The following is a 23,784-nucleotide window of genomic DNA, read 5'->3' as shown; positions in this document are numbered from 1 at the left end:
GAGTGCGGCCCATGAACAGCGTGCCCCCCTGGCTGCCCGACATCACCTCGCCCCTCGACGACAAGCTGGGCGTCGAGATCACCGAGCTGACGCCCGAGCGCGTCGTCGGCTCGATGCCCGTGGAGGGCAACCTGCAGCCGTTCGGGCTCCTGCACGGGGGAGCTTCGGGCGTCCTGGTGGAGACGCTGGCGTCGATGGGGGCGATGGCGCACGGCTATCCGGACCGCGTCGGTGTAGGGGTGGACCTGAACGTCACGCACGTTCGGGCGGCCAGGACGGGGCGCGTGACGGGGACGGCGACCGCGATCCACCTGGGCCGGTCCATCGCCACGTACCGCGTCGACATCGTCGACGACGAGGGTCGGCTCACTGCGACGGGTCGGTTGACGTGCCACATGATCTCGCCGCCCCGGTAGTTCGGTCGCTCTCGCCCCACCGTCGAGCCCGCTCCGAGCCACCCAACTGAGCACGACACGCCGCCCGAGTCCGCTCACACCCACACCCCTGGCCAAGCAACGCGCTTCCGACGGCGTTTCGTGCCCACCCCACCGATGCGCCCGCCCCACCGTCGCGCCCCATGCCGAGGCACCCACCGGAGCACGACACGCCGCCCGAGTCCGCTCCCACCCACACCCCTGGCCAAACAGAGAGCTTCCGACGGCGTTTCGTGCGCGACCTGCGGCCTGTCCACAGCCACGCGACGGGGTGGGTCGTGCCTCAGGGAAGGAACAAGGACTCGTACGGCGCAATGCGGACCAGCCCGTCGGCGCGCCCGGCCAGCCGCGGCTCCCCACACACCAGGGCATCCGCCGCAAGCCGCGTCACCGCGACATACTCCGCATCCCGCAGCGACTCCCAGCCGTGCTCGAGCGCCATCTCCCAGGCCAACCGCCGCGACACCCGGTCGTTGAGTACCCGAAGCTTCGCCTCAGCCACCCGATCCAACAGTCCCAGCGCATCCCGCCTGTCCAACCCGTCGCGGACGCGAGCGAGCACCAGCTCGAGGGCCTGGGCCCGGACAGGGTTGGGCGCGACGAGGCTGTGGTCTGGGTGGACCGGAACCCCGCCGTCGATGATCGACAGCAGGACGGGGGCGTCGACGACGAATCGAGTCACCGCGACCCCGCGACCTACTTCTTCTTGTGCGAGATGACGCCGTCGGCGACGTCGCGCATGGACTTGCGCAGATCCATGGCCGTCTTCTGGATCCAGCGGAACGCCTCGGGCTCCGTGAGTCCGAGGTCCTGCTGCAGGATGCCCTTGGCCTGGTCGATCACCTTGCGCGACTCGAGGCGCTCCTCGAGCGAGACCAGCTCGTCCTCGATGGCCTTGATCTCCTGGAAACGGCCCAGCGCGATCTCGATGGCGGGCACCACATCGGAGGCGCCGAACGGCTTGACGACGTAGGCCATGGCGCCGGCCTCGCGCGCGCGCTCGACGAGGTCACGCTGGCTGAAGGCGGTCAGCATCACGACGGGGGCGATGCGCTCCTCGGCGATGATCTCCGCGGCGGTGATGCCGTCCATCTTGGGCATCTTGACGTCCATGATCACCAGATCCGGCTCCAGCTCACGGGCCAGCTTGACGGCCTCTTCGCCGTCGCCGGCTTCGCCGACCACCTCATAGCCCTCCTCGGTCAGGAGTTCCACCAGGTCCAGGCGGATCAGCGCCTCATCCTCGGCGACGATCACTGTGGGCTTCTTATTCATCCGTTGGTCACTTCTTTCTGGCGGCCGGCCGCAAGAGGGCCTGAAATACCTGCGCTGATCCTACTCGGCATTGCCGCGGGATTCCCACTCAGCGCCGAGGGTGGGCGGTGTGGCACAATGTTTCACGCGCTGCGCCCGGGTGGCGGAATGGCATACGCGGACGGCTCAAACCCGTCTGGCCGAAAGGCCTTAGGGGTTCGACTCCCCTCCCGGGCACGAGCAGGAACGCAGAAAGGGAGCCCCGAGGGGCTCCCTTTCGCTGTTGTGACGGGCTCAGCTGAGTTCGCCGAGCTCCTTGACCTTGTGCACGCGCAGGGTATTCGTCTTGCCGGGGATGCCCATGGGCGAGCCCGACACGATGACGATGCGCTCGCCAACTTCGATCATGCCGCGGTCACGCAGGTGGCGGTCGACGGCCTCGACCATCTCCTCCTGCTCCGCGAACTCGGGCGTGATCTGGGTGTCCACGCCCCACGACAGGGTCATGGTCTGCTGGGTGGAGCGCTCCGGCGAGAACACCAGCATGGGGATGGGGGAACGAAGCCGCGACAGCCGGCGCCCCGTATCGCCCGACTTCGTGAAGGCCACCAGGTAGCGGGCGCCGATGCGCTCGGCCACCTCGGCGGCGGCCTTGGCCAGGATGCCTCCGGTGGTGTGCGGGTCCCAGTCGATGATGTGGATCTCGGCGTGGCCCTCGCGCTCGGTCTTCTCGACGATGCGCGCCATCGTGGAGACGGTCTCTACGGGGAAGTCACCGACGGAGGTCTCGCCCGAGAGCATGACCGCGTCAGCCCCGTCGAGGATGGCGTTGGCGACGTCAGAGGCCTCCGCGCGGGTGGGCCGCGGGTTGGTGATCATCGACTCCAGCATCTGGGTGGCGACGATGACCGGCTTGGCCCACTTGCGGGCGGCGCGGATGATGCGCTTCTGCACCAGCGGGACGTCTTCGAGGGGCAGTTCGACGCCCAGGTCACCGCGGGCGACCATGAACATGTCGAACGCGTCGATGATGTCCTGCAGGTTGGCGATCGCCTGCGGCTTCTCGAGCTTGGCGATGACGGGGACGTGGCGCCCCTCCTCGTCCATGATCTCGTGCACGCGCTTGATGTCGTCGCCGGAGCGGACGAAGGACAGCGCGACCATGTCGATGTCCTGGTGGAGGGCCCAGCGGAGGTCCCGCTCGTCCTTGTCGCTCAGGGCGGGGACGGACACCGCGACACCTGGCAGGTTGATGCCCTTGTTGTTGGACACGGGGCCGGGGACGGTGACGACGCACACCACGTCGGTGTCGGTCACTTCGAGGGCCTGGAGGCCCACCTTGCCGTCGTCGATGAGGATGTGGTCACCCACATGGACATCGCCCGGAAGGCCCTTGTAGGTGGTCGAGCAGCGCTCGACGGTACCCAGGATGTCGTCGGTGGTGATGGTGAACTGGGCGCCGGTGGCGAGGAAGACCTTCTGGTCATCCACGAAACGGCCCAGGCGGATTTTGGGGCCCTGGAGGTCCGCGAACACACCCACAGTCTTGCCGACGGCTTCTGAGGCGGCCCGCACATTCCTGAGGCGGTTTCCGTGCTCCTCGTAGTCTCCGTGGCTCATGTTGAGACGGGCGACGTTCATGCCCGCGTTCATCAGCTCGATCAGGCGGTCAACGGTCTCGGCGGAGGGGCCGAGGGTACAGACGATTTTTGCTCTACGCACGGGGCAACCCTACCGGAATGGGTGCCGTGGCGCAGCGGAGGTGGCGCCAACGACACCACAGGCGGGCTCAGCCCTCGCGGACGATGTCCAGCGCGCGACTGAGGTCCGGCGGATACGGCGATCGGAAAGTGACCTGCTCCCCTGAGGTCGGGTGGGTGAACCCGAGCTCGACGGCGTGCAGCCATTGGCGCACCAGCCCCAGCCGGGCCGCGAGCACCGGATCTCCACCGTAGAGGGGATCGCCCGCGCAGGGATGTCCGATGGCGGCCATGTGGACCCGGATCTGGTGGGTGCGCCCGGTCTCCAGGTGGATCCGGAGCAGGGTGGCGGAGCGGTGTGCCTCAATGGTCTCGTAGTGCGTCACGGAGTGGCGGCCCCCCTCGACGATCGCCATCTTCCAGTCCGACCCGGGATGGCGTGCAATGGGGGCCTCGATGGTGCCCTCGAAGGGATCCGGATGCCCCTGGACAAGGGCGTGATAGGTCTTGGCGACGGTGCGGTCGCGGAACGCCTGCTTGAGCACGCTGTAGGCGATCTCGGACTTGGCCACCACCATCAGCCCGCTGGTGCCCACGTCGAGGCGTTGGACGATCCCCTGCCGCTCCGCGACACCCGAGGTGGAGATCCGCACCCCGGCCGCCGCCAGGTGCTCCACCACAGACGGCCCGTCCCAGCCGACGGTGGGGTGCGCCGCCACGCCCACCGGCTTGTCGACGACCACCAGGTCCGAGTCCTCGAACACGATCCGGACCCCGTCTGCCAGGTGGGGGGAGACCCGCACCCCGGCGGGGGCCGCATCGTCGGCCAGTTCCAGGAGCTCTCCGCCGGATACGCGTTGGGACCCTTTGGCCACCAGCACCCCGTCGAGCTGCACTCCCCCGGCCTCGATGATCGACTCGATGCGGGACCGGCTGTACCCGGAGACTCGGGCGGCCGCGGCGTCGATCCGCTCGCCGGCGAGTGCGTCCGGGACGATGAAGACGCTCACGCGTCCGCCTCGGCGGCCTGCTTGGCCTCCGCACGCTCGTCGCGGAATCCACCGATGACGATGAGCGCGGCTGCGGCGGTGATGCAGACGTCGGCGACGTTGAAGATCGCGCCGAAATACTGCAGCTGGAACATGTCGATGACGTGTCCGCGGAGGAACGAGGGCGGTTGTGTGATGCGGTCCACCAGGTTTCCGGTGATGCCGGCCAGCAGCAGGCCCAGCGCCACACCGTGCCACAGCCTGGTGATCCGGGGCAGAGCAACGACGAGGCAGGCCGTGAGGGCCACGATCGCGAAGATGGAGAACACGATGGTGGCCTGCGCCCCCATGCCAAAGGCGGCGCCAGGGTTGCGGATGAGGTTCAGCTTCAGCAACTGGCCGACGAATTCGACCGGTTGGCCGGGCTCGAGGAAGGCCACGCTGGCGATCTTGACGAGCTGATCCACACCGAGGCCGAGGAGCCCGATGCCGACGGCGATCCGACGGATGCCGCGGCGTCGGGGGGTCAGCGCCGTTCCTCGCGCTGCTTGCAGGTGACACACATGGTGGCGCGGGGGAACACCTGGAGGCGACCCTTGCCGATGGGGTTGCCGCACACTTCGCAGTTGCCGTACTCGCCGCTGTCGAACAGGTGGATGGCCAGCCTCAGCTGCTCGGCCATCTCGCGCACGTTCTGTGCCAGCGACAACTCCTGATCCCGCTCGAAGTTGCTGGAGCCGACGTCTGCCGGATCTCGTCCGGCGCCGTCTGTGCCGCCCTTCAGGAGCGCCTCCAACTCGGCTTCGGTGACCTCGATCCGGCGTTCGAGCCGCTCCAGTTCGTCCTGAAGTTCGGCGCGCTGCTCTGCGACCTCTTCGGGCGTCCAGGGCTCCTCTCCCTCGAGGACCGGCAGCACCGCGTTGGGGTCTGCGGCTTTCTTCGACGTGGGCATTCTGTGCTCTCCTGTCAGGGCTGTTCGGGAAGGGTACACCACCGGCCGGTCAAGTCAACAGGCCGACGCCCGTGGGCGCCGGCCTGTGTGGTGATGCTGGGGTGACTAGCCCTGATCGCCGCCTGCCAGCGCGTCGAGGCGCGGGGTGCCGGACTGCCCCTGGGCAAGCTCGGGCACGTCCTCCGGCTCCGACTTCGCCCCGTCCAGGGTGCTCATGAAGCGGTGCAGGACACTGGACATGTTCTCGCGGAAGCTGGCTTCGAAGCCGCGCAGGTGGTCCACCTTGGTGGTGAGCTCGCCCTGCTCGCGCTCCAGGTCCGCGAAGAGTTCGCGACGACGCTCGGCCGCCTGGTGGTCCACCGCAGCGGCGCGTGTGGAGGCTTCGTGGGTCATCTGCTCCGCGTTGACGCGGGCCTCGGACTCGATGCGCTCGGCCTTGGTGCGGGCATCGGTCTTGATCTCACCGGCGCGCTGTTCAGCCTCATCCAGCTTGCGCTGAGCCTCCACCTGGGCCTCGTTGACGAGTGTGGTGGCCTGCTCTGTGGCCATCTGCAGCAGGCGGGTGACCGCGGGCGCGGCCTCGGCGCTGGAGGTGACGGTGAGGTGCTCGGCGCCGCCCACGGAGGTGACACGCTCGGAGCGCAGCCTGTCGTACTCGGAACGCACCTGCTCCAGCTGGTTGCGCAGCTGCTCGTTCTCTGCCGTGAGCTCGCGGATCCGCTGCTCGGAGGCCGAGAGCGCTGCGTTGGCGTCTCCACCCTCGCTGAGGGCGCCGTTGAGCCGGTCCACCTCTGAGCGCAGGGACTCGATCTCGCGGTCCTTCTCCTGGAGCGCTGGCCCCGCCGAGGCTTCGTCGCCGCCCGAGACGCTGGCCTGCTGAACCGACTCGAGCTCGCGGCGCATGCGCTCGCGCTCCTTGTCGAATTCGTCGAAGGTCAGCTCCACCTTGTCGATGAACGTGTCAACGTCACCCACCTGATAGCCGGTCTCGCCACGGCGCGACATGCGGAAGCGGATCTGGCGAACCTCATCCAAGGTCAGGCTCATTGTTGCTCCAATAGATCGAAAGGAATCGGGCCGGACAAGCCCGGCTCAGTTTCAGGCTAGCGTAGCGCTTCGCGCCTGTGCCAACAGCTAACGGACGGGTTCAACCTTCTGTTAGAAGGGAATGAATCCCACGAATGACTGCAGGATCTGCAATCCGATGAACAACACCAGCACGCTGAGATCCAACGACACGTTGCCGATGCGCACGGGCTTGATCACCTTGCCGAGCGCCTTCACGGGCGGGTCTGTCAGCGTGTAGACGAACTCCACGATGACGAGGATCAGCCCCTTCGGGGTCCACTGGGGCGCGAACATGGGGATCCATGAGAGGAGCACCCGGGCCAGCAGCACCCAGATGTAGAGGCCGATCAGCCACCAGAGGATGTAGGCGACCACGGGTCAGCTCTGATTGAAGAAGCCACCGGTTGCGATGCGCTCCTTGTCTTCAGGCCCTACCACAAGGTTGTGCGGGCACAACAGGAACACCTTGCTTGAGACGCGTTCGATGTTTCCGCGCAGACCGAAGATCAGCCCCGCTGCGAAGTCCACCAGCCGCTTGTCGTCGCCGTCCTCCATGTCCGAGAGGTTCATGATCACCGGGATCCCGTCGCGGAAGTTCTCCCCGATCACCCGGGCCTCGTTGTAGGAGCGGGGCCGGACGCTGACGATGCGGCTGAGATCGGCCACTTCCTTCTGCGCGGCCGGCGGCACCACGGTGGGGCGGCGCGTGGGAAGTGAAGCCACCTTGCTCATCTCTTCGCTCTCCTCATCCACGTAGACGTCGTCGGTGAGCTCCGCGTCGTCGTCACGATGGTCCTCGTCACGATAGCGGCCGTCCTCGACGAGACCCATCCACGCGGCAAGCTGTCGAACGCCCACGGTGCCTCCTTCATAGATATGGGAATGAGGCTAGCGCCCGTTTGCAACTGTGGGGCGGGCGACGCACCGAAGCGCGCCGATCACTTCATGAAGTCGGGCACGTCCAGGTCGTCGTCGTCCATCGGGCGGGGCGAAGGCTGCGCCGTCGGTGCGGGGCGCTGGCCAGGCATGGGGCTGACCTGCGGCGCGTTGCTGACCGGAGGCTGCGACGAGGGGCGCGACGGCTGGCCCGCGCGTTGCTCGACCGGGCGGGCCTGGCGCTTCTGGGGCTGGCCACCGTCGAAGCCGGCGGCGATGACGGTGACCCGTACCTCGTCGCCGAGGGCGTCGTCGATCACGGTGCCGAAGATGATGTTGGCCTCGTCGTGCGCGGCCTCCTCGATCAGCTGGGCCGCGGCAGAGACCTCGAACAGGCCCAGGTCCGAGCCGCCCGCGATCGACAGCAGGACGCCGTGTGCGCCATCAATGCTGGCTTCCAGGAGGGGGGACGAGATGGCCATCTCGGCGGCGGCGCGGGCGCGGTCCTCGCCGCGGGCCGAGCCGATGCCCATGAGGGCGGAGCCGGCCTGGCTCATGATCGATTTGACGTCCGCGAAGTCCAGGTTGATCAGACCAGGGGTGGTGATGAGGTCCGTGATGCCGGAGACGCCCTGCATCAGCACCTGGTCGGCCTGCTTGAACGCGTCCAGAATGGCCACCTGGCGGTCCGTCATCTGGAGCAGCTTGTCGTTGGGGATGACGATGAGGGTGTCCACCTCTTCGCGCAGCCCCTCGATCCCGGTCTCGGCCTGGGAGGAGCGGCGACGGCCCTCGAAGGAGAAGGGGCGCGTCACCACGCCGATGGTCAGCGCACCCAGCGAGCGGGCGATCTTGGCCACGATGGGCGCGCCGCCGGTGCCGGTGCCGCCGCCCTCTCCGGCGGTGACGAAGACCATGTCGGCGCCCTTGAGCGCCTCCTCGATCTCATCGGAATGATCTTCGGCGGCCTGGCGGCCCTTCGACGGGTCTGCCCCGGCGCCGAGCCCGCGGGTGAGTTCGCGGCCGATGTCCAGCTTCACGTCGGCGTCGCTCATCAGCAGCGCCTGCGCATCCGTGTTGATTGCGATGAACTCCACACCGCGGAGCCCGGCCTCGATCATGCGGTTGACGGCGTTGACGCCGCCGCCCCCGACGCCGACGACCTTGATCACCGCGAGGTAGTTCTGAGATGCGCTTGCCATGCCCCGAAGGCTATGGGAGCGCCACGTCCAGCGTCCAACGCCACGTCGTATTCGATCAGGATTGACCTCAAGTGCTACTTCAGGGTTGAGACATCGGCGCGCCGACGCTTCAACCCACCCGCGCGCGAAGGTAGTTGTCCAAGGGCCGACGGCGGTGCCAGCCGAGCGACAGAGCCGCCGCCAAGCTCGCCCCCAGGGGCGCCGACAGCGCGATCGGCAGCAGCTCGGCGAGCGGCACAGCGGCCGCCGCGGACCACCGGAAGGCGGCGGCGATCACCAGGATCGACCCTCCCAGCGCGGCACCGGCGGTCCCCCATGCCAGGGACTCGATCAGCGACTGGGCCGCATGGGCCGCCGCCGGGACCCCCGCTGCCCGAGCGGAGATGGCTTCGACCGCCCTAGCCCGCCAGGAGAGCCACCCGACGACGGCGCCACAGATCAGCGCGAGCAACCAGGCATAGGCGCGGACACCGCCCGTCGGCGCGCTCAGCACCCCGCCGGCGGCCGGATTCAGCGGCGTCACGGCCAGGTTCGCATCCTCGGTGGACGCCAGCGCCACCACCGTCAGCCACGAGGGGGCCTCGCGCCTCGGGTCCGCGAGCCGGACCCAGCACTGGTCGGCGACGTCGGTCAGGCCGCCCTGCACGATGCCGGCCCCGACAGGGGATCTGCGTCCGTCCTCGGGCCAGGCGAACGTCGCGTCGACGGGGGTCAGGTTGCCCTCCATCATCAGGCGGGCGCCCAACGCATCGCTGAGTGCCGACGCCGCCACCACCGACGCGGCACCTCCGGTGTGCCACTGAATCCAGGAGCGCGAGGCCGAGAAGAGCTCCAGGTCGTGGGCGGGCAGAACGGTGAGGGCCACGGCCCCCTCGCGGCGCACGGCGCCTGACGCCTCCACCGCGGACGACCCATGCAGAGCGTCGCAGCGACGCACGTCGATCGCGCCGGGTGCCTCGACGATGACGACGTCGCCGCCCATGGCGACATAGCGCTGCTCCTCCGCCTGGACGACCCAGGACTCCTCCATGGCCACGAGCCCGAGGACCGCCACGATGACGGCCACCGCGAGGCTGAGGGGGACGGCGTGCGCGGCCCCGGTGATCAGGTTGACGCGCGCCTCGCGCGCCACGAGCCGGGCCCTCACCCGTCCCCCGACGGTCCCGACAGGCGGAAGGCCTGGCCACAGGCGTCCGCCACTCGTGGGTCGTGGGTGGCCACGATGAGAGTGGCGCCCAGGTCCGTGACGCGACGCAGCGAGGCGACCACCGACATGGCGTTGCCGGCGTCGAGGGACGCCGTCGGCTCGTCGGCGAGGATGAGGTCGGGTTGCTCGGCCATGGCGACCGCCAGCCTGATCCGCTGCGCCTCGCCGCCGGACATCTCAGAAAAGGGTCGGTGCAGCGCACCGTCGAGTCCCAGCGTCGCGGCGATCCGTTCGGCCTCATGCCAGCCCGTCCTCAGGTCGGCGCCGCGTGCCCACCAGGGCAGCGCGATGTGGTCGACGACCGTGCGCGCACCCACGCCGTGGGGGGTCTGATGGACCAGGCTGATCCTCGTCGAAGGTGGGATCTCCACACTCCCCTCGATCGGAGCCAGCGTTCCGGCAAGGATGCGCAGCAGCGTGGACTTCCCGCTCCCCGACGGACCGACCACGGCCACGCTCCCCTGCTGCGGCACCGAGAATGTGACGTTCCGGAACAGCCACGCATCGCCGAATCGGTGCCCGAGCGCACGCACGCTCACGGGCATCGCGACGCCACATCAGGGTCGATGCGAACGGCGGATGGTGCCGATCCGCCCGGGAACTCCACGAGTGTCCTGCCCAACCTGGAGCTCACGACCGCGACGGACACGGCGCTTCCCGAGTCCGAGATCACGCAGGGGGCCGACGTGCCGGGTACAACCGCGGATGCGGGGACAACCCCGACCTCCAGCATCTCCGCCAACCGATACGTGCCCACGATGGGCACCTGCCCACCGGTCAGCCTCCACTGGGAGTAGGCCGCCGTGCCCATCAGCGCGGCGATGTCGGGCTGGCTGGTCACCCGGTCGTCCTCGACGACGACCTCGATGTCTTCCACGACGAGGTGTCGGGCCCCCTCGATCGATCCGACGACGGTGGGGTCGACGGAGAAGGCCGTGACCGAGGTCAGCCCGCCAATCCGCTGATCCGTAGCCACGCGCGACCCTCGTGGGCTCGCGCAGCTCTGCCAACTCATCGGCGACTCCGGAAGCCACAGCAGCGCAGAAGCCGGGATCTGATCAGCCTTCTCCGGGACCTCGACCAGCGCCGTCAAGGCCCGCCAGCTGGCGTCGGTGAAGGCCTCGCCAGGGTTGTCGGCGAGCGCGCCCGCCGCGACCAACGCCGCCTGCAGATCGGCCACGGCCGCGCCGCGGTCCAGCCTGCCCACAGGTGTCGTCCACGGCAGCTGCGTAGAGAGCGCGACGGTGGTGGTCGTGCCCACGGCGGACCGCACCCGGAACACGGGAGCCGCGGACGCCAACTGCAGGCCGGGTTCGCAGGCGGTCCAGATGAGGATCCCCTCCGCCCGGGCGTCCACGGCCAACTCCGGACCCTGGGTGACGGTGAGCGTCACCTGGCGCGCGTCGTCGAAGCCTCCGGGCTGACGGCCACCGAGTCCGGCCTCGACGACACCGCCTTCGCCTGCCGCCCGACGACCATCGCCCCCACCGCCACGGCGGCGCCGGCGAGGACCGCCGACAGCAGCATCAACAGCACCACCACCGAGCGGGCCGGCGGCTGGGCCCCGGCGGGGCGCGTCACCGGCTACTCCGCCTTGGGCAGAGCATCGCCCAGGGTGAGGCAGTCCAGGTAGAGCTGGAGTCCGGGCCCGTACGCCGTGTCGGCGGACGTCTGGTCGCGCTCCAGATCCGCCACGCTGTAACCCTCGCCGACGACGCCCATCCGCTTGAGGCACCGGACCGTGACCTCCGGCTGGGAGTCTCGCGCCGGATTACCACGAATCTGCACGAACCAGGGCTCGATGATGTCGATCGTCCCTGGGCGACAGGTCTCCGCCGCCTGGTCCGCGTCACCGCTTCCCGTGCTGAACCCCGCGAACTGGCCGTGGCTCTCCGTCATCTCGATGGCGACGCCGAGTCCATCCATGCACTCCTGGAACGCGGCGAACGCCTCGCGGAACTCCGCTTCGGTGATGGCACCGTCGCTCAGGATCTCGCGCTCCAGCGGCGAGGTGGCCTCCTCGGCCGCCCGAATCACATCCTCGCGCCATGCCGACGGCTCCGGCTCAACGGTGGGCGAACACCCTCCGGCGAGGAGCAGAGCCGCGAGCGGGAGGAGCGCCAAGCGCCAGATCAGCGACGCACTCCTCTTCATTGCATTCATTCGACCCCCGCGGTGAATTTTCGACGCGACATTGCATCGTGACGCACCATAACAGGCGGGGTGGGTCACTTCACTTGGTGGTGGGGTGGCGGGGGGCCGAAACGTCGTAGACCTCCGCCTCCACCGACGCCAGCAGCGCCGCAGCCACCTCCGCCTTGAGCTCGGACTCCTCCGCGCTCCCCCACACCAGCGTCCGTCCCCCGTCGAGGGTGAGCGTGATCCTGTCCACCGCCTCCGCCGTCATCCTGCGCACCTCGGGCAGCAGGTCCTCGGGCACGTGCGCCGCGACGACCGCGACGTCGCGCAGGAGCCGTTCGTCGGTGCTGCTGCTGGTGACCTGGATGGTGCCCGGGCGCGGATCCGCGGTGCGGTGGAACACCACGCCGTCGGCATCCACCCAGTCCCACTCGCCCTCCCGCCTCCGCTGGAACGCGACCTCCCGCTCGGTCACCTCCACCGCGACAGTGTTGGGCACCCGCCGCGACACCCGCACCTCGCGCACCGGCGTCAACGCCCGGACCCGCTCGGTGATGGCGGCCACGTCCTGGCGCATCAGCGGCACCCCCAGCTCGACGCCGGCCGCCGCAGTCACCTCGTCGACCGTGAGCAGCGAGGTGCCCTCGACGACGACGGCGCGGGCCTCGAACACCGGTGAGAAGAACGCCAGCCAGCCACCCGCGATCAGCAGGACCACCGCGGCGGCCAGCGAGCCGCGGATGATCCAGCGACGGCGCCGCTCGGAGGTCCGCTTCTCCTGCAGCGCCTTGGCGAACTCCCCCGGCGGCAGGGCCTCCGTCACGACGTCCGGGCGTCCGGCCGCTGCTTCAACAGGTCCGCGAGCAGGGGGCCGACGATGGTCACGTCGCCGCAGCCGAGCGTGATGATGAGGTCTCCGGGGCGGGCGATCTCGTCGAGGGCGGCGGGGAGGTCGTACTTCTCCTTCACGTAGACCACGTCCTTGGCGCCGTGCCGGATGGCGGCGTCCACCACGAGCTCGCCGGTGACGCCGGGGACGGGATCCTCGCGGGCGCCGTCGACGTCGTTGATCACCGCGACATCCGCCAGCGTCATCACCTGCCCGAATTCGTCGGAGAAGTCCACGGTGCGGCTGTAGAGGTGCGGCTGGAAGCAGGCGATGAGGCGGCCCTGAAGCCCGGTTGCCTCGTTGCCGGCGGCGGTGGCGCGGCGGGCGGCCGTCAGCGCGGCGCGGATCTCGGTGGGGTGGTGCGCGTAGTCGTCGTAGACGCGGATCCCGGCGGTGTCCGTGATGAGCTGGAATCGGCGCAGAGTCCCCTCGAAGCGGCCGAGCGCGTCGATGGCCTCCTGATGGCTGAGCCCCAGGATGCGGCCCACCGCGTAGGCGGCCGACGCGTTGGCCAGGTTGTGGTTGCCCGGCACCTGCAGCACGATCCGGCCGGACTCCTCGCCGTAGGTGAGCGTGGCCGCGACGCCGTTGCCGTGCGCCTCCACGTCGGTGATCCGCACGTCCGCGTCCTCGGACTCGCCGTAGGCGATGATGTGCTTGGCCTCGCCGACCAGGTCGTGAGCGAGCGCCCGGGACCCCGGATCGTCGACGTTGATCACCACGTGCTGGACGTGCGGGCGGGTGGCGTAGGCGCGGAAGCCGTCGGCGTAGGCCTCGGGGGTGCCCCAGTTGATGAGGTGGTCCGCCTCCACATTGGTGATGACGGCGATCTCGGTGGGGTACTGCAGGAAGGACGCGTCCGACTCGTCGGCCTCGACGACGAACGCCGGCCCGGATCCGACGGCGGAGCTGGCGCCGGTGGTGGACAGCGGCGCGCCGATCACGTAGCTGGGGTCCCGCCCGGCCTCGCTCAGCATGACGGCCGTCATGGCGGTGGTGGTGGACTTGCCGTGGGTGCCGGAGACGGAGACGCCTCGCTTGCCCTGCATGAGGGCGGCGAGCGCCGCGGAGCGGTGCCAGATCCGCAGACCCCGCCGTCGGGCCTCCACCAGCTCGACGTTGTCCGGCCGGATGGCCGAGGAGATGACGACGGTGCGGGCATCGCCGAGCTGCGACTCGTCGTGGCCCACGTAGGTGGTGACGCCGGCGCGGGCCAGGCTCCGCAGCGCCGTCGAATCCGAACGGTCAGACCCGGAGGTCCTGATCCCCAGCTCGGCGTAAAGGCGGGCGACGCCGCTCATGCCTGATCCGCCGGCGGCGATGAAATGGACGGGGCCGACCTGATCGACCGGGACGACCTCAACGGGATTGAGGAGCATCAATCAAACCTTTCCGTCTGAGGCCACCGCGAGGACGGCCTCTGCAAGCACATCGGCGGCGTCCGACGGGTACATCCCGCGGCACGCCTCTGACATGGCGGCCAGCCGCCCGGGATCCCCGAACGTGTCCAGCACCAGCGCGGTCAGTCTACTCGGCGTCAACTCGTCGTCCGACACGAGAAAACCGGCCCCCGCGGCGACGAGCTCGGCGGCGTTGCGCGCCTGCTCACCGTTGCCGTAGGGCAGCGGGACGAAGATCACCGGCACCCCGGAGACCGCGGTCTCCATCACGGTGCCCGCCCCGGCCCGGCCCAGCATGAGGTCCGCGGCGGCGTAGGCCAGGGCCATGTCGTCGACGAACTCGACCGGGAGGTAGACCGCGCCGGAGGCACCGCGGACTGGCACCAGCTCCGGGGTGAAGTTCTTCGGCCCCAGCACGTGCAGGATCTGGATGCCGGCGGCGAGGATGGCGTCCTTGGCCTCGGTCACCGCGACATTGATGCTCCGCGCACCCTGCGACCCCCCGCTGACGAGCAGGGTGGGGCGGTCCGGGTCCAGCCCGAACGACACCCTCGCCTCCGCCGGGGCGACGGTGGGGTGGGTGATGGAGCGGCGCATCGGCATCCCGATCAGGCGCGCGCCCTTCATGGTCGTCTCCCGGAAGGTGGTGCCCACGAAGCGGGCGAACCGGGCGCCGATCCGGTTCGAGATGCCCGGCAGCTTGTTCGCCTCGTGCACCACCACCGGCACGCCCGACAGGCGGGCGGCGAGGTAGGCCGGGATGGAGACGTAGCCGCCGAAGCCCACCAGCACGTCGGCGCGCGCGTCGGTGAGGATGCGGCGGGCCTGCCGCACGGACCGGGTGAGGGTGACGGGCAGCTTGAGCAGGTCCAGGTTGACGGTGCGCGGCAGCGGGACCGGGTCGATCAGGCGCAGCTCGAGCCCGGCCTCCGGGATGACCCGGGTCTCGAGCCCCTTCGCGGTGCCGACGCAGACGATCGACACCTCCGCCCGCTCCTTGATGGCGTTGGCCGTGGCGATCAGCGGCGAGGTGTGCCCCGCCGTCCCGCCGCCGGCCATGACGATGCTGGGCATCTCAATCCTCCTTGGTGGCAGCCATGACGCTGGTCATCCGGGGCCGCGCCTTCCTGGAACGGGAGGCGATGAACGCCCGCGCGTCCGGTGTGTCGCGGGCGAGCGCCAGCAACACCCCGACCGCCATCAGGCTGGAGAGCAGCGCGGATCCGCCGTAGGAGACGAACGGCAGCGGCACGCCGAGGACGGGAAGCAGGTGCAGCACGACGAAGATGTTGATCACGGCCTGCACGAGGAACCAGCCGGTGATACCCGCGGCCACCACCTTGTTGAACATGGCATCCGAGCGGATGGCCACCTCCAGGCCGGCCCAGCCGAGCAGCGCGAACAGGGCGATGATGAGCAGCACCCCGAACAGGCCAAGCTCCTCACCGATCACCGCGAAGATGTAGTCGGTGTGGGCGCCGGTCTTCAGGCCACCCCACTTCTGCTTGCTGGCCCCCAGCCCCAGCCCCCACCATCCGCCGGAGGCCAGCCCGTACAGAGCCGCCATGGGCTGGGAGGAGAGGTCCGTATTGGACTCGGGGTTGAGGAAGATGCTGATCCGGTCCATGCGGTTGCCGGAGCCGTAGACCAGCAGGCCGACGAGGCCGAGCGCCAGGGCGCCGAGCGGCACGAGCACTCGCATCGAGGTGCCGACGAAGAAGAGCACCATCACGAGGATGGCGCCGATGATCAGGCCGGTGCCGAGGTCCCGGCCCGCCAGCACGAGCGCGAGGATCAGGCCGCCGAGGGGCACCAGGGGGATGGCCAGCTGGGCGGGCTCGTGCAGCCGGCCACGCTTGATGTGAAACACCGCCCCGCACCACACCACCAGGGCGAGTTTGGCGAACTCGGAGGGCTGGAACTGGAATCGCCCGAAGGCCAGCCAGTTTCGGTTGCCGTTGATCTCGGCGCCCATCACCACCACCAGGATCAGCAGCACCACGGCGAGCGTCCAGGCCGGCCAGGCCAGCCGTCGGAGGTAGTCGGGCTTGAGCCTGCTGAGCACCACCGCGGCGGCCACGCCGACGACGAGGAACTGCAGCTGCCGGATGATGAAGTAGTAGGGGCCGTCCTCGGTGGCCTGGGCCAGCACGGAGGAGGCCGAGAGCACCATGAGGGAGCCGACGAGCACGAGGACGGTGACGCTGGCCACGATGAAGTAGAACGGTGCCATCGGGGAGGCCGCCAGGGCCTTGGCCTCGGACCAGAGGCTGACCGGCCGGGCGGGAGACGCTGCGTCGGACGCCATCAGGTGCTCTCCTCCCCTACCCGGCCAGGTACCGCTGGACCGCCTCGGCGAACTTCTCGCCTCGTGCTGAATAACTGTCGAACATGTCGAGGCTGGCGCAGCCCGGGGACAGGAGGACGGTGTCCCCCGGCCGGGCCATGGCGCCCGCCAGGGCCACCACCTCGTCCATCACCCCAGTCTCAGTGCTGTCCAGCACCCGCACGGGGACCTCCGGCGCGTGTCGGGCAAGCGCGTCGGCGATGAGGTGCCGGTCCACGCCGATGACCACGGCGCCGCGCATCTTGTCGTGGTGGCGGGCGATCAGGTCGTCGAACGTGGTGCCCTTGGCCTGGCCGCCCGCGATCCACACGAACGAGGGGAAGGCCTGCATGGCGGAGTTGGCGGCGTGGGGGTTGGTTGCCTTCGAGTCGTCCACCCAGCGGACCCCGCCGTCGTCGGCGATCTGCTGGATCCGGTGCCCGCCCAGCTGAAGTCGCTTCAGGCCGGCGGCCACGGAGGTGGCCTTGACCCCGTAGCTGCGCGCCAGCGCGGCCGCGGCGAGCGCGTTGGCCACGTTGTGGGGGGCGTAAGGCTGGACATCCGAGACCTTGGCCAGCTCCAGGGCCGAGTCGCGGCGCTGAGCCACGAACGCGCGGTCCACGATGAGGTCGTCGACGATCCCGAGCATCGAGACCGCGGGGGTGCCGAGCGTGAAGCCGATCGCGCGGGCGCCCTCCACCACGTCGGCGTTCTCCACCATGGTCTCGGTGGCTTCCTCGGCCACGTTGTAGACGCAGGAGTGGGTGACACCGGAATAGATCTTGGCCTTGTCCGCGGCGTAGAGCGCCATGGCCTCCGGGTCGCCCTCGTACCACTCGAGGTGGTCCGGGTGGAGGTTGAGCACCGCGGCCGAGTGCAGGTTCACGTTGTTCATCCAGTGCAGCTGGAAGCTGGACAGCTCGACGGCGAACACGTCGTAGTCGGTGTCGTCCAGGATGGCCTCGATGATGGGCCGGCCGATGTTGCCCACCGCGGCGGCCTTCCTCCCGTCGGCGATCAGCATGGATTCCAGCATCTGGGTGGTGGTGGTCTTGCCGTTGGTGCCCGTGATGCCGAGCCACGGGATGGCCCGGTCCGGCTGCATCATCCGCCAGGCCAGCTCGGTCTCGCCCCAGATCGGGATCCCCTCGGCGGCCGCCTGCCCCAGCAGCGGCGCGCTGGGCCGCCAGCCCGGGGAGGTGACCACCAGGTCCGTGCCCGGCGGGAGCTGCGCGGTGGCGCCGGGGCCCAGCACCACCGTCGCGTCGAGGTGCTCCAGCAGCGTGGCCTTGTCCGCGTGCGCCGTCGACTCGTCCAGCACGATCACCCTCGCGCCCAGCGAGATCAGGCCGTCCGCGGCGGCGAAGCCGGAGACGCCCAGCCCGGCCACGACCACCTGCGCGGAGGGCCAGTCCGAGAGTCGGGTGGCCTCGGTCATCCAGTGCTTCGTCACTGACCCACCACCCATTCGGCGTAGAAGATGCCAACCCCCAGCGCCACGCAGAGCCCGCCGATGATCCAGAACCTGATCACGACGGTGACCTCATCCCAGCCGAGCAGCTCGAAGTGGTGGTGGATGGGGGACATCTTGAAGATGCGCTTGCCCTTGGTGGCCTTGAAGTAGCTGACCTGCAGCGCCACCGATCCCACCTCGATCACGAACAGCAGGCCGAGGATGACCAGCAGCAGCTCGGTGCGGGTCATCATCGACAGGCCGGCCAGCGCGGCGCCGATGGCCATCGAGCCGGTGTCGCCCATGAAGATCTTGGCCGGCTTGGCGTTCCACCAGAGGAACCCGAAGCAGGCGCCGGCGAAGGCCACCGCCACGACGGCCAGGTCGTGCGGGTCGCGGACCTCGTAGCAGCGGGGCCCGGCGGTGGAGGTGCGGGCGCACCACTGGTTGAACTGCCAGATGTTGACGATGGTGTAGGCCGCGAACACCAGCGTGGCGCTGCCGGCGGCCAGCCCGTCGAGGCCGTCGGTGATGTTGACGGCGTTGGACCAGGCCATGATGAGGAAGATGATGAACGCCACCGCCACCACCAGCGGCAGTGTGAGCCATGGGACGTCGCGGAGGAACGAGATCGCGGGCGACGCGGGCGTCAGGCCCCGCTCGTCGGGGAAGTTCAGGGCGAGCAGCGCGAAGACGCCGCCGATGAGGAACTGGCCGAGCAGCTTCCCGCGCGGGGTGAGGCCGAGGCTGCGTTCCTTGGAGATCTTGGACCAGTCGTCGAGGAAGCCGAGGAAGCCCATGCCGACGGCGAGGCCGAGCACCAGGATCCCGGACAGGCTGGGCGCCTGCCAGCGCACCAGGTGGGACAGCGCGTAGGCCAGCACCGCGGAGCCGATGATGATCAGGCCGCCCATGGTGGGGGTGCCGCGCTTGACGTAGTGGGCCGTGGGCCCGTCCTCGCGGATGAACTGGCCGTACTGGCGGCGGGTGAGGAACTTGATCAGCATGGGGGTGCCCACCATGGCGAACAGCAGGGACAAAGCCCCCGCTGTGAGGATGTTGATCACTTGACGCCTCCGTTTCCGTCAGCCAGTTCGGCCGCGACGGTTTCCAGTCCGACGCCGCGGGACCCCTTGATGAGGACCACGTCGCCGGGGCCAAGGCTAAGGGAACCGGCCACGTTTTCCCGATCCGAGACCCGTGCCGGTAGCCCCTCGGCGGCGGCGCCGGCCACGACATGCCCGGCCAGATCCCCCACCGCGACCACCTCGGAGATGCCGAGATCGGCGGCGAGCCGGCCGAGTTCCTCGTGCAGCTGCGGCGCGAGGGGCCCCAGCTCCAGCATGTCACCGAGGACGGCGATCACGCGCGCATCGGGATGCTCGGCGCGGGTGCCCTGGCGCAGCTCGACGGCGGTGCTGAGGGCCACGGCCATCGAGTCCGGGTTGGCGTTGTAGGCGTCGTTGAGGATCAGGACCCCGTCGGCGCGCGGGTGCAGCTCCATCCGCCAGTTGGAGCGGGGCGCCGCGCCGGACAGCGCGGCGGCGATCAGCTCGAGGTCCAGCCCGACGGCGAGGGCGGCCGCCGCGGCGGCCAGCGCGTTGCCCACCTGGTGGCGCCCGATGACCCGCAGGGTCACCGGCGCGGTGCGCTCGCCCGCGCCGTCGTCGGCCACCAGCTCGAAGCCTGCCTGGCTGAGGGCGTTGAGGGAGACGTCACGTGCCGTGACGCGCAACTGCCCGGCGGGGAGTTCCCCCTCGCCGAACCAGGCGATCCTTGCGCGGGTCCGGTCGCGCATCGCGGCCACGGCCGGGTCGTCGGCGTTGAGGACGGCCCAGCCGTCCTCGGCGAGGTCCGCGACGATCTCTGACTTCGCCTGCGCGGTGGCCTCCAGGCCGCCGAACTCCCCGACGTGGGCGCGGCCCACGTTGAGGCAGACGCCCACGTCCAGCCCCACCAGCGAGGTCAGCCACGCGATGTGCCCCACCCCGCGGGCGCCGAGCTCGGAGACCAGGTAGGCGGTGTCGTCGCCGACGCGGCAGGCGGTCAGCGGGACCCCCACCTCGTTGTTCTGCGAGCCGACGGGGGCGACGGTGGGGCCGGCGGCCTCGAACACCTGCGCCATGAGGTCCTTGGTGCTGGTCTTGCCGGAGCTGCCGGTGACGCCGATGCTGACCATGCCGCGGGCGCGGGCCTCGCGGACGATGCCGCGGGCCAGCCAGCTGAGCGCGGCCACGGAGTCCTCGGCCAGGATGTGCGGGACGGGCGCCTCGGTGACCGTCATGCCCAGCACGCCCCCTGCGCCTGACCGGGCGGCGGCCGCGGCGTAGGAATGGCCGTCGACGCGCTCCCCGGGGATGGCGACGAACAGGGCGCCCTCGGAGGCCTCGCGGTTGTCGATCACCACGGCGGGCCCCACCACGGCGTCCTCCCCCACGAGTTCGACGGGGGCGGGCTGCATCAGGTCGACGAGTTCACTCATCAGGCGGGGCCTCATGGGTGGCTCCTTCCTGCCTCAGGCGGCGCCAGGCGCGCGTCGCTTCCTCCACATCGTCGAAGTCGACGACGCGGTCGGCCAGAATCTGGCCTCGTTCGTGTCCCTTGCCGAGGATTGCCACCACCGTACCGGCGTCGGCGCCCCGGAGCGCTGCTTCGATGGCGGCGCGTCGGCCGGCCACCTCGAGCACGCGGGCGCCGTCGCGTCGGGCGGACTCGGCGCCTGCGAGGGTCTGGGCGCGGATGAGGGCGGGGTCCTCGGTGCGCGGGTTGTCGTCTGTGACGATGGTGAGGTCGCTGCCGCGCGCGGCCGCGGCGCCCATCTCCGGCCGCTTGTCCGCGTCGCGGTCCCCGCCGCAGCCGAGCACCGTGACCACTCGCCCCAGGCCGGCCAGGGACTCGACGGCGGCGCCCACGGCCTGCGGCGTGTGCGCGAAGTCCACCACCACCAGCGGAGCGTGCGGCCCCAGGTCCACGCGCTGCATCCGCCCCGGCACCTGGGCGCGGCGCAGCCCGGCCAGGGCGGCGTCGGCGGGGACCCCAACCGCCTCGAGCATCGCGAACGCCACCGCGGCATCGATCATGTTGTAGGCCCCGGGGAGGGTCAGTTCGAGTTCCAGCCGCTCCCCTTCCCTGGTGAGGCTCGCTCGGCCGCCCAATGGGGCGACGCCGCGGTAGTCCGAGAGCACGTAGTGGGCATCCGGGGTGCTGCCGACGGTGACGAGGCGGCTGCCGCTGTGGCTGGTCACCCTCCGGGCGATCTCGCGGCCCTTGGGATCGTCGATCCATACCACGCTCGCCTTCGCCCGGCCGGGGGCGAACAGCGCGGCCTTGGCCTCGAAGTAGTCCTCCAGGCTGGGATGGAAGTCCAGGTGGTCGCGGCCGAGGTTGAGGAAGCCGGCCACGTCGAACTCGATCCCGTCCACGCGGCTGAGCGCCATGGCGTGGGAGCTGACCTCCAGGGCCACCGAGTCCGCTCCGCGCTGCTGCATGACCGCCAGCAGCGCCTGCAGGTCCGGCGATTCGGGGGTGGTGACCGTGGTGCGGGCGGTCCGCAGCTCCTCGTCGCCGAGCCGGAAGCCGATGGTGCCGATGGTGCCGGCCAGCCGTCCGGCCGCCGCGAGGCCCGCCTGGAGCAGCGCCACGGTGGTGGTCTTCCCGTTGGTGCCGGTGACGCCGAACATGGTCATGGCGCGGGCGGGCTCGCCGTAGAACCTGGCGGAGATCACGGCCGCTGCGTGCCTGGGGTCCTCGGTGTAGAGCACAGGGACGCCCAGGGCGAGATCGCCCCCGGCGTCGTGGTCCGTGAGGATGGCGGCAGCGCCGGCAGCGACCGCGGCGGCGGCGAACGCGGCCCCGTGCGTGCGGGTGCCGGGGAGTGCCACGTACAGCCAGCCGGGTTGCACGGCCCGGGAGTCAAGCGTGACCCCCGACACCGCGACATCGCCCTGCGCGTCGCCCAGCAGGCCCAGCCCGGCGGCGAGCACCGCGAGCGGCGCCGGCGGCGTGGTCGCGGGGCGGAGCGTGTGGTTCATTACTCGAACGTTAGCGGGATCTCGGGCGCCGGCGTCGTCGACGGGGCGACGTTGTAGCGCGGGAGTGCGAGCTCGAGGATGTCGTTGACGGCCGGCAGCGCCAGGCGGCTGCCGAGGTTGCCGTTGGTGGGCTGATCCAGCACCACGTAGACCAGGATCTGGGGGTCCTCGGCGGGAGCGACGCCCACGAAGCTGGCGGTGAAGCCGTTGTAGCACTTGCAGGAGGGGTCGAAGCGCTGGGCGGTGCCGGATTTGCCTGCGGTGCGGTAGCCGGGGATGGCCCGGTTCTCGTTGAGGGTGATGACCGATTCCATCATGGCCAGCGCGGTGTCGGACGCCTCCTCGGAGACCACGCGGCGGGTGACGGGCTCGGGCAGCTCGACGGGGGTGCCGTCGGCCGCCGTCGCGGACTTGAGGATGGTGGGCTGGACGTAGACGCCGCCGTTGGCGACGGTGTTGACGGCCGCGGCCATCTGGATGGCGTTGACCGACAGGGCCTGGCCGAAGGAGATCTGGTCCCTGGTGTAGTCCGCCATGTCGGCGCCCGGCAGGCTGCCGGAGGTCTCGCCGGGGAGGCCGACGCCGGACTTGGTGCCGAGGCCGAATCCGGCGAGGTACTCGGCCAGCGTGGCCTTCTCCATCTGCCGGGCCAGCAGGATGGTGCCGATGTTGGAGGACTGCGCCACCACGCCGGCGCCGGTGAGCTTGATGCGGCCGTGATCGAAGGAGTCGCGCACGTAGCCGGCGCCCGAGGCGATCCGCTCCGGCACGACCACCTTGGTGGTGGGCGTGACCAGGCCCTGGTCAGCCAGGGCGGCCATCGTCACGACCTTCTGCACCGATCCGGGCTCGTAGGCCTCCGTGACGGCGCGGTTGCCCAGGTCGGAGGTGTCCGCGCGCCCGGGATTGGCGGCGTCGTAGCCGGGTCCGTTGGCCAGCGAGAGGATCTCGCCGGTCTTGACGTTCATCACCAAGGCCTTGCCGGTGGTGGCGCCCGCCTGCTTCACGTACTCGGCCAGGATCTGCTCGGTCATCCAGTTGAGGTCCGAGTCCAGCGTCGTCTGGTAGGAGTTGCCGTCGACGGCCGGGGTCATGATGTTGGTGCCCAGCGGGATGCGTCCGTAGGTGGACCAGTCGTAGACCATGCTGCCGGCGGTGCCGTTGAGGTCCGCGTTGAGCGCGTACTCAAGCCCGGCGGCGCCCTCGCCCTCACCGTTGACGAAGCCCACCACGTTGGCGGCCACCGAGCGGTTCGGGTAGACGCGGATGGGGTCCGGGTCACCGAAGACGCCCTTCCAGGGGCGGCTGCCGTCGCCGCCGAAGCCTTCCTTCATGTCCTTCTGGATGGCGGTGTAGGTTGCGGCCGGCACCTTCCGCTTCACGATCTCGTAGAGCGAGTCCGGCGTGTTGATCAGCTTGAGGTAGGTGGACTTCTGCCCGCCGAGGTGCTCGACGAGGATGTCGGCCACTGCGCTGGGCGCGGCTGCGGCCTCCTCCTGTTTCTTGGCGCTCATCGCGTAGCGCTTGTCCGCGCCGTTGGTGCGGATCATGTCCGGGTCGATCGAGACGATCATGGCGGGCTCGGTGGCCGCCATCACCGCCCCGTTGCGGTCGGTGATGGTGCCGCGGGTGGCGGGCAGGTCCCTGGTGGACTTCATCTTGGCAGCCGCCTCCGCCGCGAACGCCTGGGCGTCGATCCCCTGCAGCTGGACGGCGCGCACGCCGGCGATCCCGAGCAGGACCGCGAGCGTCACCATGAACACGCGGATCCGGACGCTGGTGCGTCCCACCGGGAGCCGCAGGGTCTTGCGGTAGCGCCGAGCCTCGGCCCGACGGCTGGGCGCGCCCGGGCGCGACGACGAGG

The 23,784-nt window shown here is 70.1% G+C and carries 25 protein-coding genes and 1 tRNA gene; 2 read left to right on the top strand and 24 right to left on the bottom strand.

The window, feature by feature from the left end; all coding sequences use genetic code 11:
• Window positions 1-11: 11 nt before the first annotated feature.
• Complete coding sequence (locus ACX1D1_RS07755) at window positions 12-416, top strand: PaaI family thioesterase (protein WP_182782624.1); 405 nt, start codon at window positions 12-14, stop codon at window positions 414-416.
• Window positions 417-717: 301 nt separating this feature from the next.
• Here ACX1D1_RS07755 and ACX1D1_RS07750 read toward each other — a convergent pair whose 3' ends face one another.
• Window positions 718-1,116 (bottom strand): hypothetical protein, encoded by a 399-nt coding sequence (locus tag ACX1D1_RS07750; RefSeq protein ID WP_182782623.1) that lies wholly within the window; start codon window positions 1,114-1,116, stop codon window positions 718-720.
• A 14-nt stretch (window positions 1,117-1,130) separates the two neighbouring features.
• Window positions 1,131-1,709 (bottom strand): ANTAR domain-containing response regulator, encoded by a 579-nt coding sequence (locus tag ACX1D1_RS07745; protein WP_182782622.1) that lies wholly within the window; start codon window positions 1,707-1,709, stop codon window positions 1,131-1,133.
• 133 nt (window positions 1,710-1,842) lie between these two features.
• On the opposite strand from ACX1D1_RS07745, the gene ACX1D1_RS07740 reads away from it, so the two are divergent.
• Window positions 1,843-1,925 (top strand) — tRNA-Leu (locus ACX1D1_RS07740).
• Window positions 1,926-1,982: 57 nt separating this feature from the next.
• On the opposite strand, the gene pyk is transcribed toward ACX1D1_RS07740, so the two are convergent.
• The 22 genes from pyk to ACX1D1_RS07630 form a co-directional block, all read right to left on the bottom strand.
• Window positions 1,983-3,410 carry a pyruvate kinase gene (gene pyk / locus ACX1D1_RS07735; protein WP_182782621.1) on the bottom strand — a complete coding sequence of 476 codons (1,428 nt, stop codon included), beginning with the start codon at window positions 3,408-3,410 and terminating at the stop codon, window positions 1,983-1,985.
• Between the two features lie 67 nt (window positions 3,411-3,477).
• Window positions 3,478-4,398 carry an RluA family pseudouridine synthase gene (locus ACX1D1_RS07730; protein WP_459054210.1) on the bottom strand — a complete coding sequence of 307 codons (921 nt, stop codon included), beginning with the start codon at window positions 4,396-4,398 and terminating at the stop codon, window positions 3,478-3,480.
• Window positions 4,395-4,940 (bottom strand): signal peptidase II, encoded by a 546-nt coding sequence (lspA, locus tag ACX1D1_RS07725; RefSeq protein WP_370585723.1) that lies wholly within the window; start codon window positions 4,938-4,940, stop codon window positions 4,395-4,397. Before lspA ends, ACX1D1_RS07730 begins: the two co-directional genes overlap by 4 nt.
• Window positions 4,904-5,329, bottom strand: a complete 426-nt coding sequence (locus tag ACX1D1_RS07720; RefSeq protein ID WP_182782619.1) for a TraR/DksA family transcriptional regulator — start codon at window positions 5,327-5,329, stop codon at window positions 4,904-4,906. Before ACX1D1_RS07720 ends, lspA begins: the two co-directional genes overlap by 37 nt.
• A gap of 105 nt (window positions 5,330-5,434) precedes the next feature.
• Window positions 5,435-6,376 (bottom strand): DivIVA domain-containing protein, encoded by a 942-nt coding sequence (locus tag ACX1D1_RS07715; protein ID WP_182782618.1) that lies wholly within the window; start codon window positions 6,374-6,376, stop codon window positions 5,435-5,437.
• 111 nt (window positions 6,377-6,487) lie between these two features.
• Window positions 6,488-6,772: a YggT family protein gene (locus ACX1D1_RS07710; protein WP_182782617.1), complete on the bottom strand. Its 285-nt coding sequence runs from the start codon at window positions 6,770-6,772 to the stop codon at window positions 6,488-6,490.
• A 3-nt stretch (window positions 6,773-6,775) separates the two neighbouring features.
• Entirely contained in the window at window positions 6,776-7,228 is a 453-nt protein-coding gene (locus tag ACX1D1_RS07705; protein WP_182782637.1) for a cell division protein SepF, read from the bottom strand.
• A gap of 107 nt (window positions 7,229-7,335) precedes the next feature.
• Window positions 7,336-8,475 carry a cell division protein FtsZ gene (gene ftsZ / locus ACX1D1_RS07700; RefSeq protein WP_182782616.1) on the bottom strand — a complete coding sequence of 380 codons (1,140 nt, stop codon included), beginning with the start codon at window positions 8,473-8,475 and terminating at the stop codon, window positions 7,336-7,338.
• Between the two features lie 109 nt (window positions 8,476-8,584).
• A complete protein-coding gene (locus ACX1D1_RS07695) occupies window positions 8,585-9,622 on the bottom strand; it encodes a hypothetical protein (RefSeq protein WP_459054209.1) in 1,038 nt (345 codons plus the stop codon).
• Window positions 9,619-10,227 (bottom strand): ATP-binding cassette domain-containing protein, encoded by a 609-nt coding sequence (locus tag ACX1D1_RS07690; RefSeq protein ID WP_459054208.1) that lies wholly within the window; start codon window positions 10,225-10,227, stop codon window positions 9,619-9,621. Before ACX1D1_RS07690 ends, ACX1D1_RS07695 begins: the two co-directional genes overlap by 4 nt.
• Window positions 10,218-11,075 carry a hypothetical protein gene (locus ACX1D1_RS07685; RefSeq protein ID WP_459054207.1) on the bottom strand — a complete coding sequence of 286 codons (858 nt, stop codon included), beginning with the start codon at window positions 11,073-11,075 and terminating at the stop codon, window positions 10,218-10,220. The genes ACX1D1_RS07690 and ACX1D1_RS07685 overlap by 10 nt, the downstream gene beginning before the upstream one ends.
• On the bottom strand, window positions 11,072-11,263 hold the full coding sequence (locus tag ACX1D1_RS07680) for a hypothetical protein (RefSeq protein WP_459054206.1): 192 nt from the start codon (window positions 11,261-11,263) through the stop codon (window positions 11,072-11,074). The genes ACX1D1_RS07685 and ACX1D1_RS07680 overlap by 4 nt, the downstream gene beginning before the upstream one ends.
• A 3-nt stretch (window positions 11,264-11,266) precedes the next feature.
• A complete protein-coding gene (locus ACX1D1_RS07675; protein ID WP_459054205.1) occupies window positions 11,267-11,836 on the bottom strand; it encodes a hypothetical protein in 570 nt (189 codons plus the stop codon).
• A gap of 79 nt (window positions 11,837-11,915) precedes the next feature.
• Window positions 11,916-12,644 carry a cell division protein FtsQ/DivIB gene (locus ACX1D1_RS07670; RefSeq protein ID WP_459054204.1) on the bottom strand — a complete coding sequence of 243 codons (729 nt, stop codon included), beginning with the start codon at window positions 12,642-12,644 and terminating at the stop codon, window positions 11,916-11,918.
• The gene (murC, locus tag ACX1D1_RS07665) at window positions 12,641-14,092 is read right to left on the bottom strand and encodes a UDP-N-acetylmuramate--L-alanine ligase (protein WP_459054203.1); all 1,452 of its coding nucleotides are present in this window, start codon (window positions 14,090-14,092) and stop codon (window positions 12,641-12,643) included. The genes ACX1D1_RS07670 and murC overlap by 4 nt, the downstream gene beginning before the upstream one ends.
• Complete coding sequence (gene murG / locus ACX1D1_RS07660) at window positions 14,093-15,184, bottom strand: undecaprenyldiphospho-muramoylpentapeptide beta-N-acetylglucosaminyltransferase (protein WP_459054202.1); 1,092 nt, start codon at window positions 15,182-15,184, stop codon at window positions 14,093-14,095.
• 1 nt (window position 15,185) lies between these two features.
• A complete protein-coding gene (gene ftsW / locus ACX1D1_RS07655; RefSeq protein ID WP_182782608.1) occupies window positions 15,186-16,418 on the bottom strand; it encodes a putative lipid II flippase FtsW in 1,233 nt (410 codons plus the stop codon).
• A gap of 16 nt (window positions 16,419-16,434) precedes the next feature.
• Window positions 16,435-17,904: a UDP-N-acetylmuramoyl-L-alanine--D-glutamate ligase gene (gene murD / locus ACX1D1_RS07650; protein ID WP_459054201.1), complete on the bottom strand. Its 1,470-nt coding sequence runs from the start codon at window positions 17,902-17,904 to the stop codon at window positions 16,435-16,437.
• Window positions 17,886-18,956: a phospho-N-acetylmuramoyl-pentapeptide-transferase gene (gene mraY / locus ACX1D1_RS07645; RefSeq protein ID WP_182782606.1), complete on the bottom strand. Its 1,071-nt coding sequence runs from the start codon at window positions 18,954-18,956 to the stop codon at window positions 17,886-17,888. The genes murD and mraY overlap by 19 nt, the downstream gene beginning before the upstream one ends.
• Window positions 18,953-20,386, bottom strand: coding sequence for a UDP-N-acetylmuramoyl-tripeptide--D-alanyl-D-alanine ligase (locus ACX1D1_RS07640; RefSeq protein WP_459054200.1), 1,434 nt, complete (start codon window positions 20,384-20,386; stop codon window positions 18,953-18,955). Before ACX1D1_RS07640 ends, mraY begins: the two co-directional genes overlap by 4 nt.
• The gene (locus ACX1D1_RS07635) at window positions 20,364-21,920 is read right to left on the bottom strand and encodes a UDP-N-acetylmuramoyl-L-alanyl-D-glutamate--2,6-diaminopimelate ligase (RefSeq protein WP_459054199.1); all 1,557 of its coding nucleotides are present in this window, start codon (window positions 21,918-21,920) and stop codon (window positions 20,364-20,366) included. The genes ACX1D1_RS07640 and ACX1D1_RS07635 overlap by 23 nt, the downstream gene beginning before the upstream one ends.
• Window positions 21,920-23,677: a peptidoglycan D,D-transpeptidase FtsI family protein gene (locus tag ACX1D1_RS07630; protein ID WP_459056557.1), complete on the bottom strand. Its 1,758-nt coding sequence runs from the start codon at window positions 23,675-23,677 to the stop codon at window positions 21,920-21,922. Before ACX1D1_RS07630 ends, ACX1D1_RS07635 begins: the two co-directional genes overlap by 1 nt.
• Window positions 23,678-23,784: the final 107 nt, after the last annotated feature.

The sequence above is a fragment of the Tessaracoccus luoxuelianae genome (genome assembly GCF_054483915.1).
This window is presented reverse-complemented; position numbering and strand designations above follow the sequence as displayed.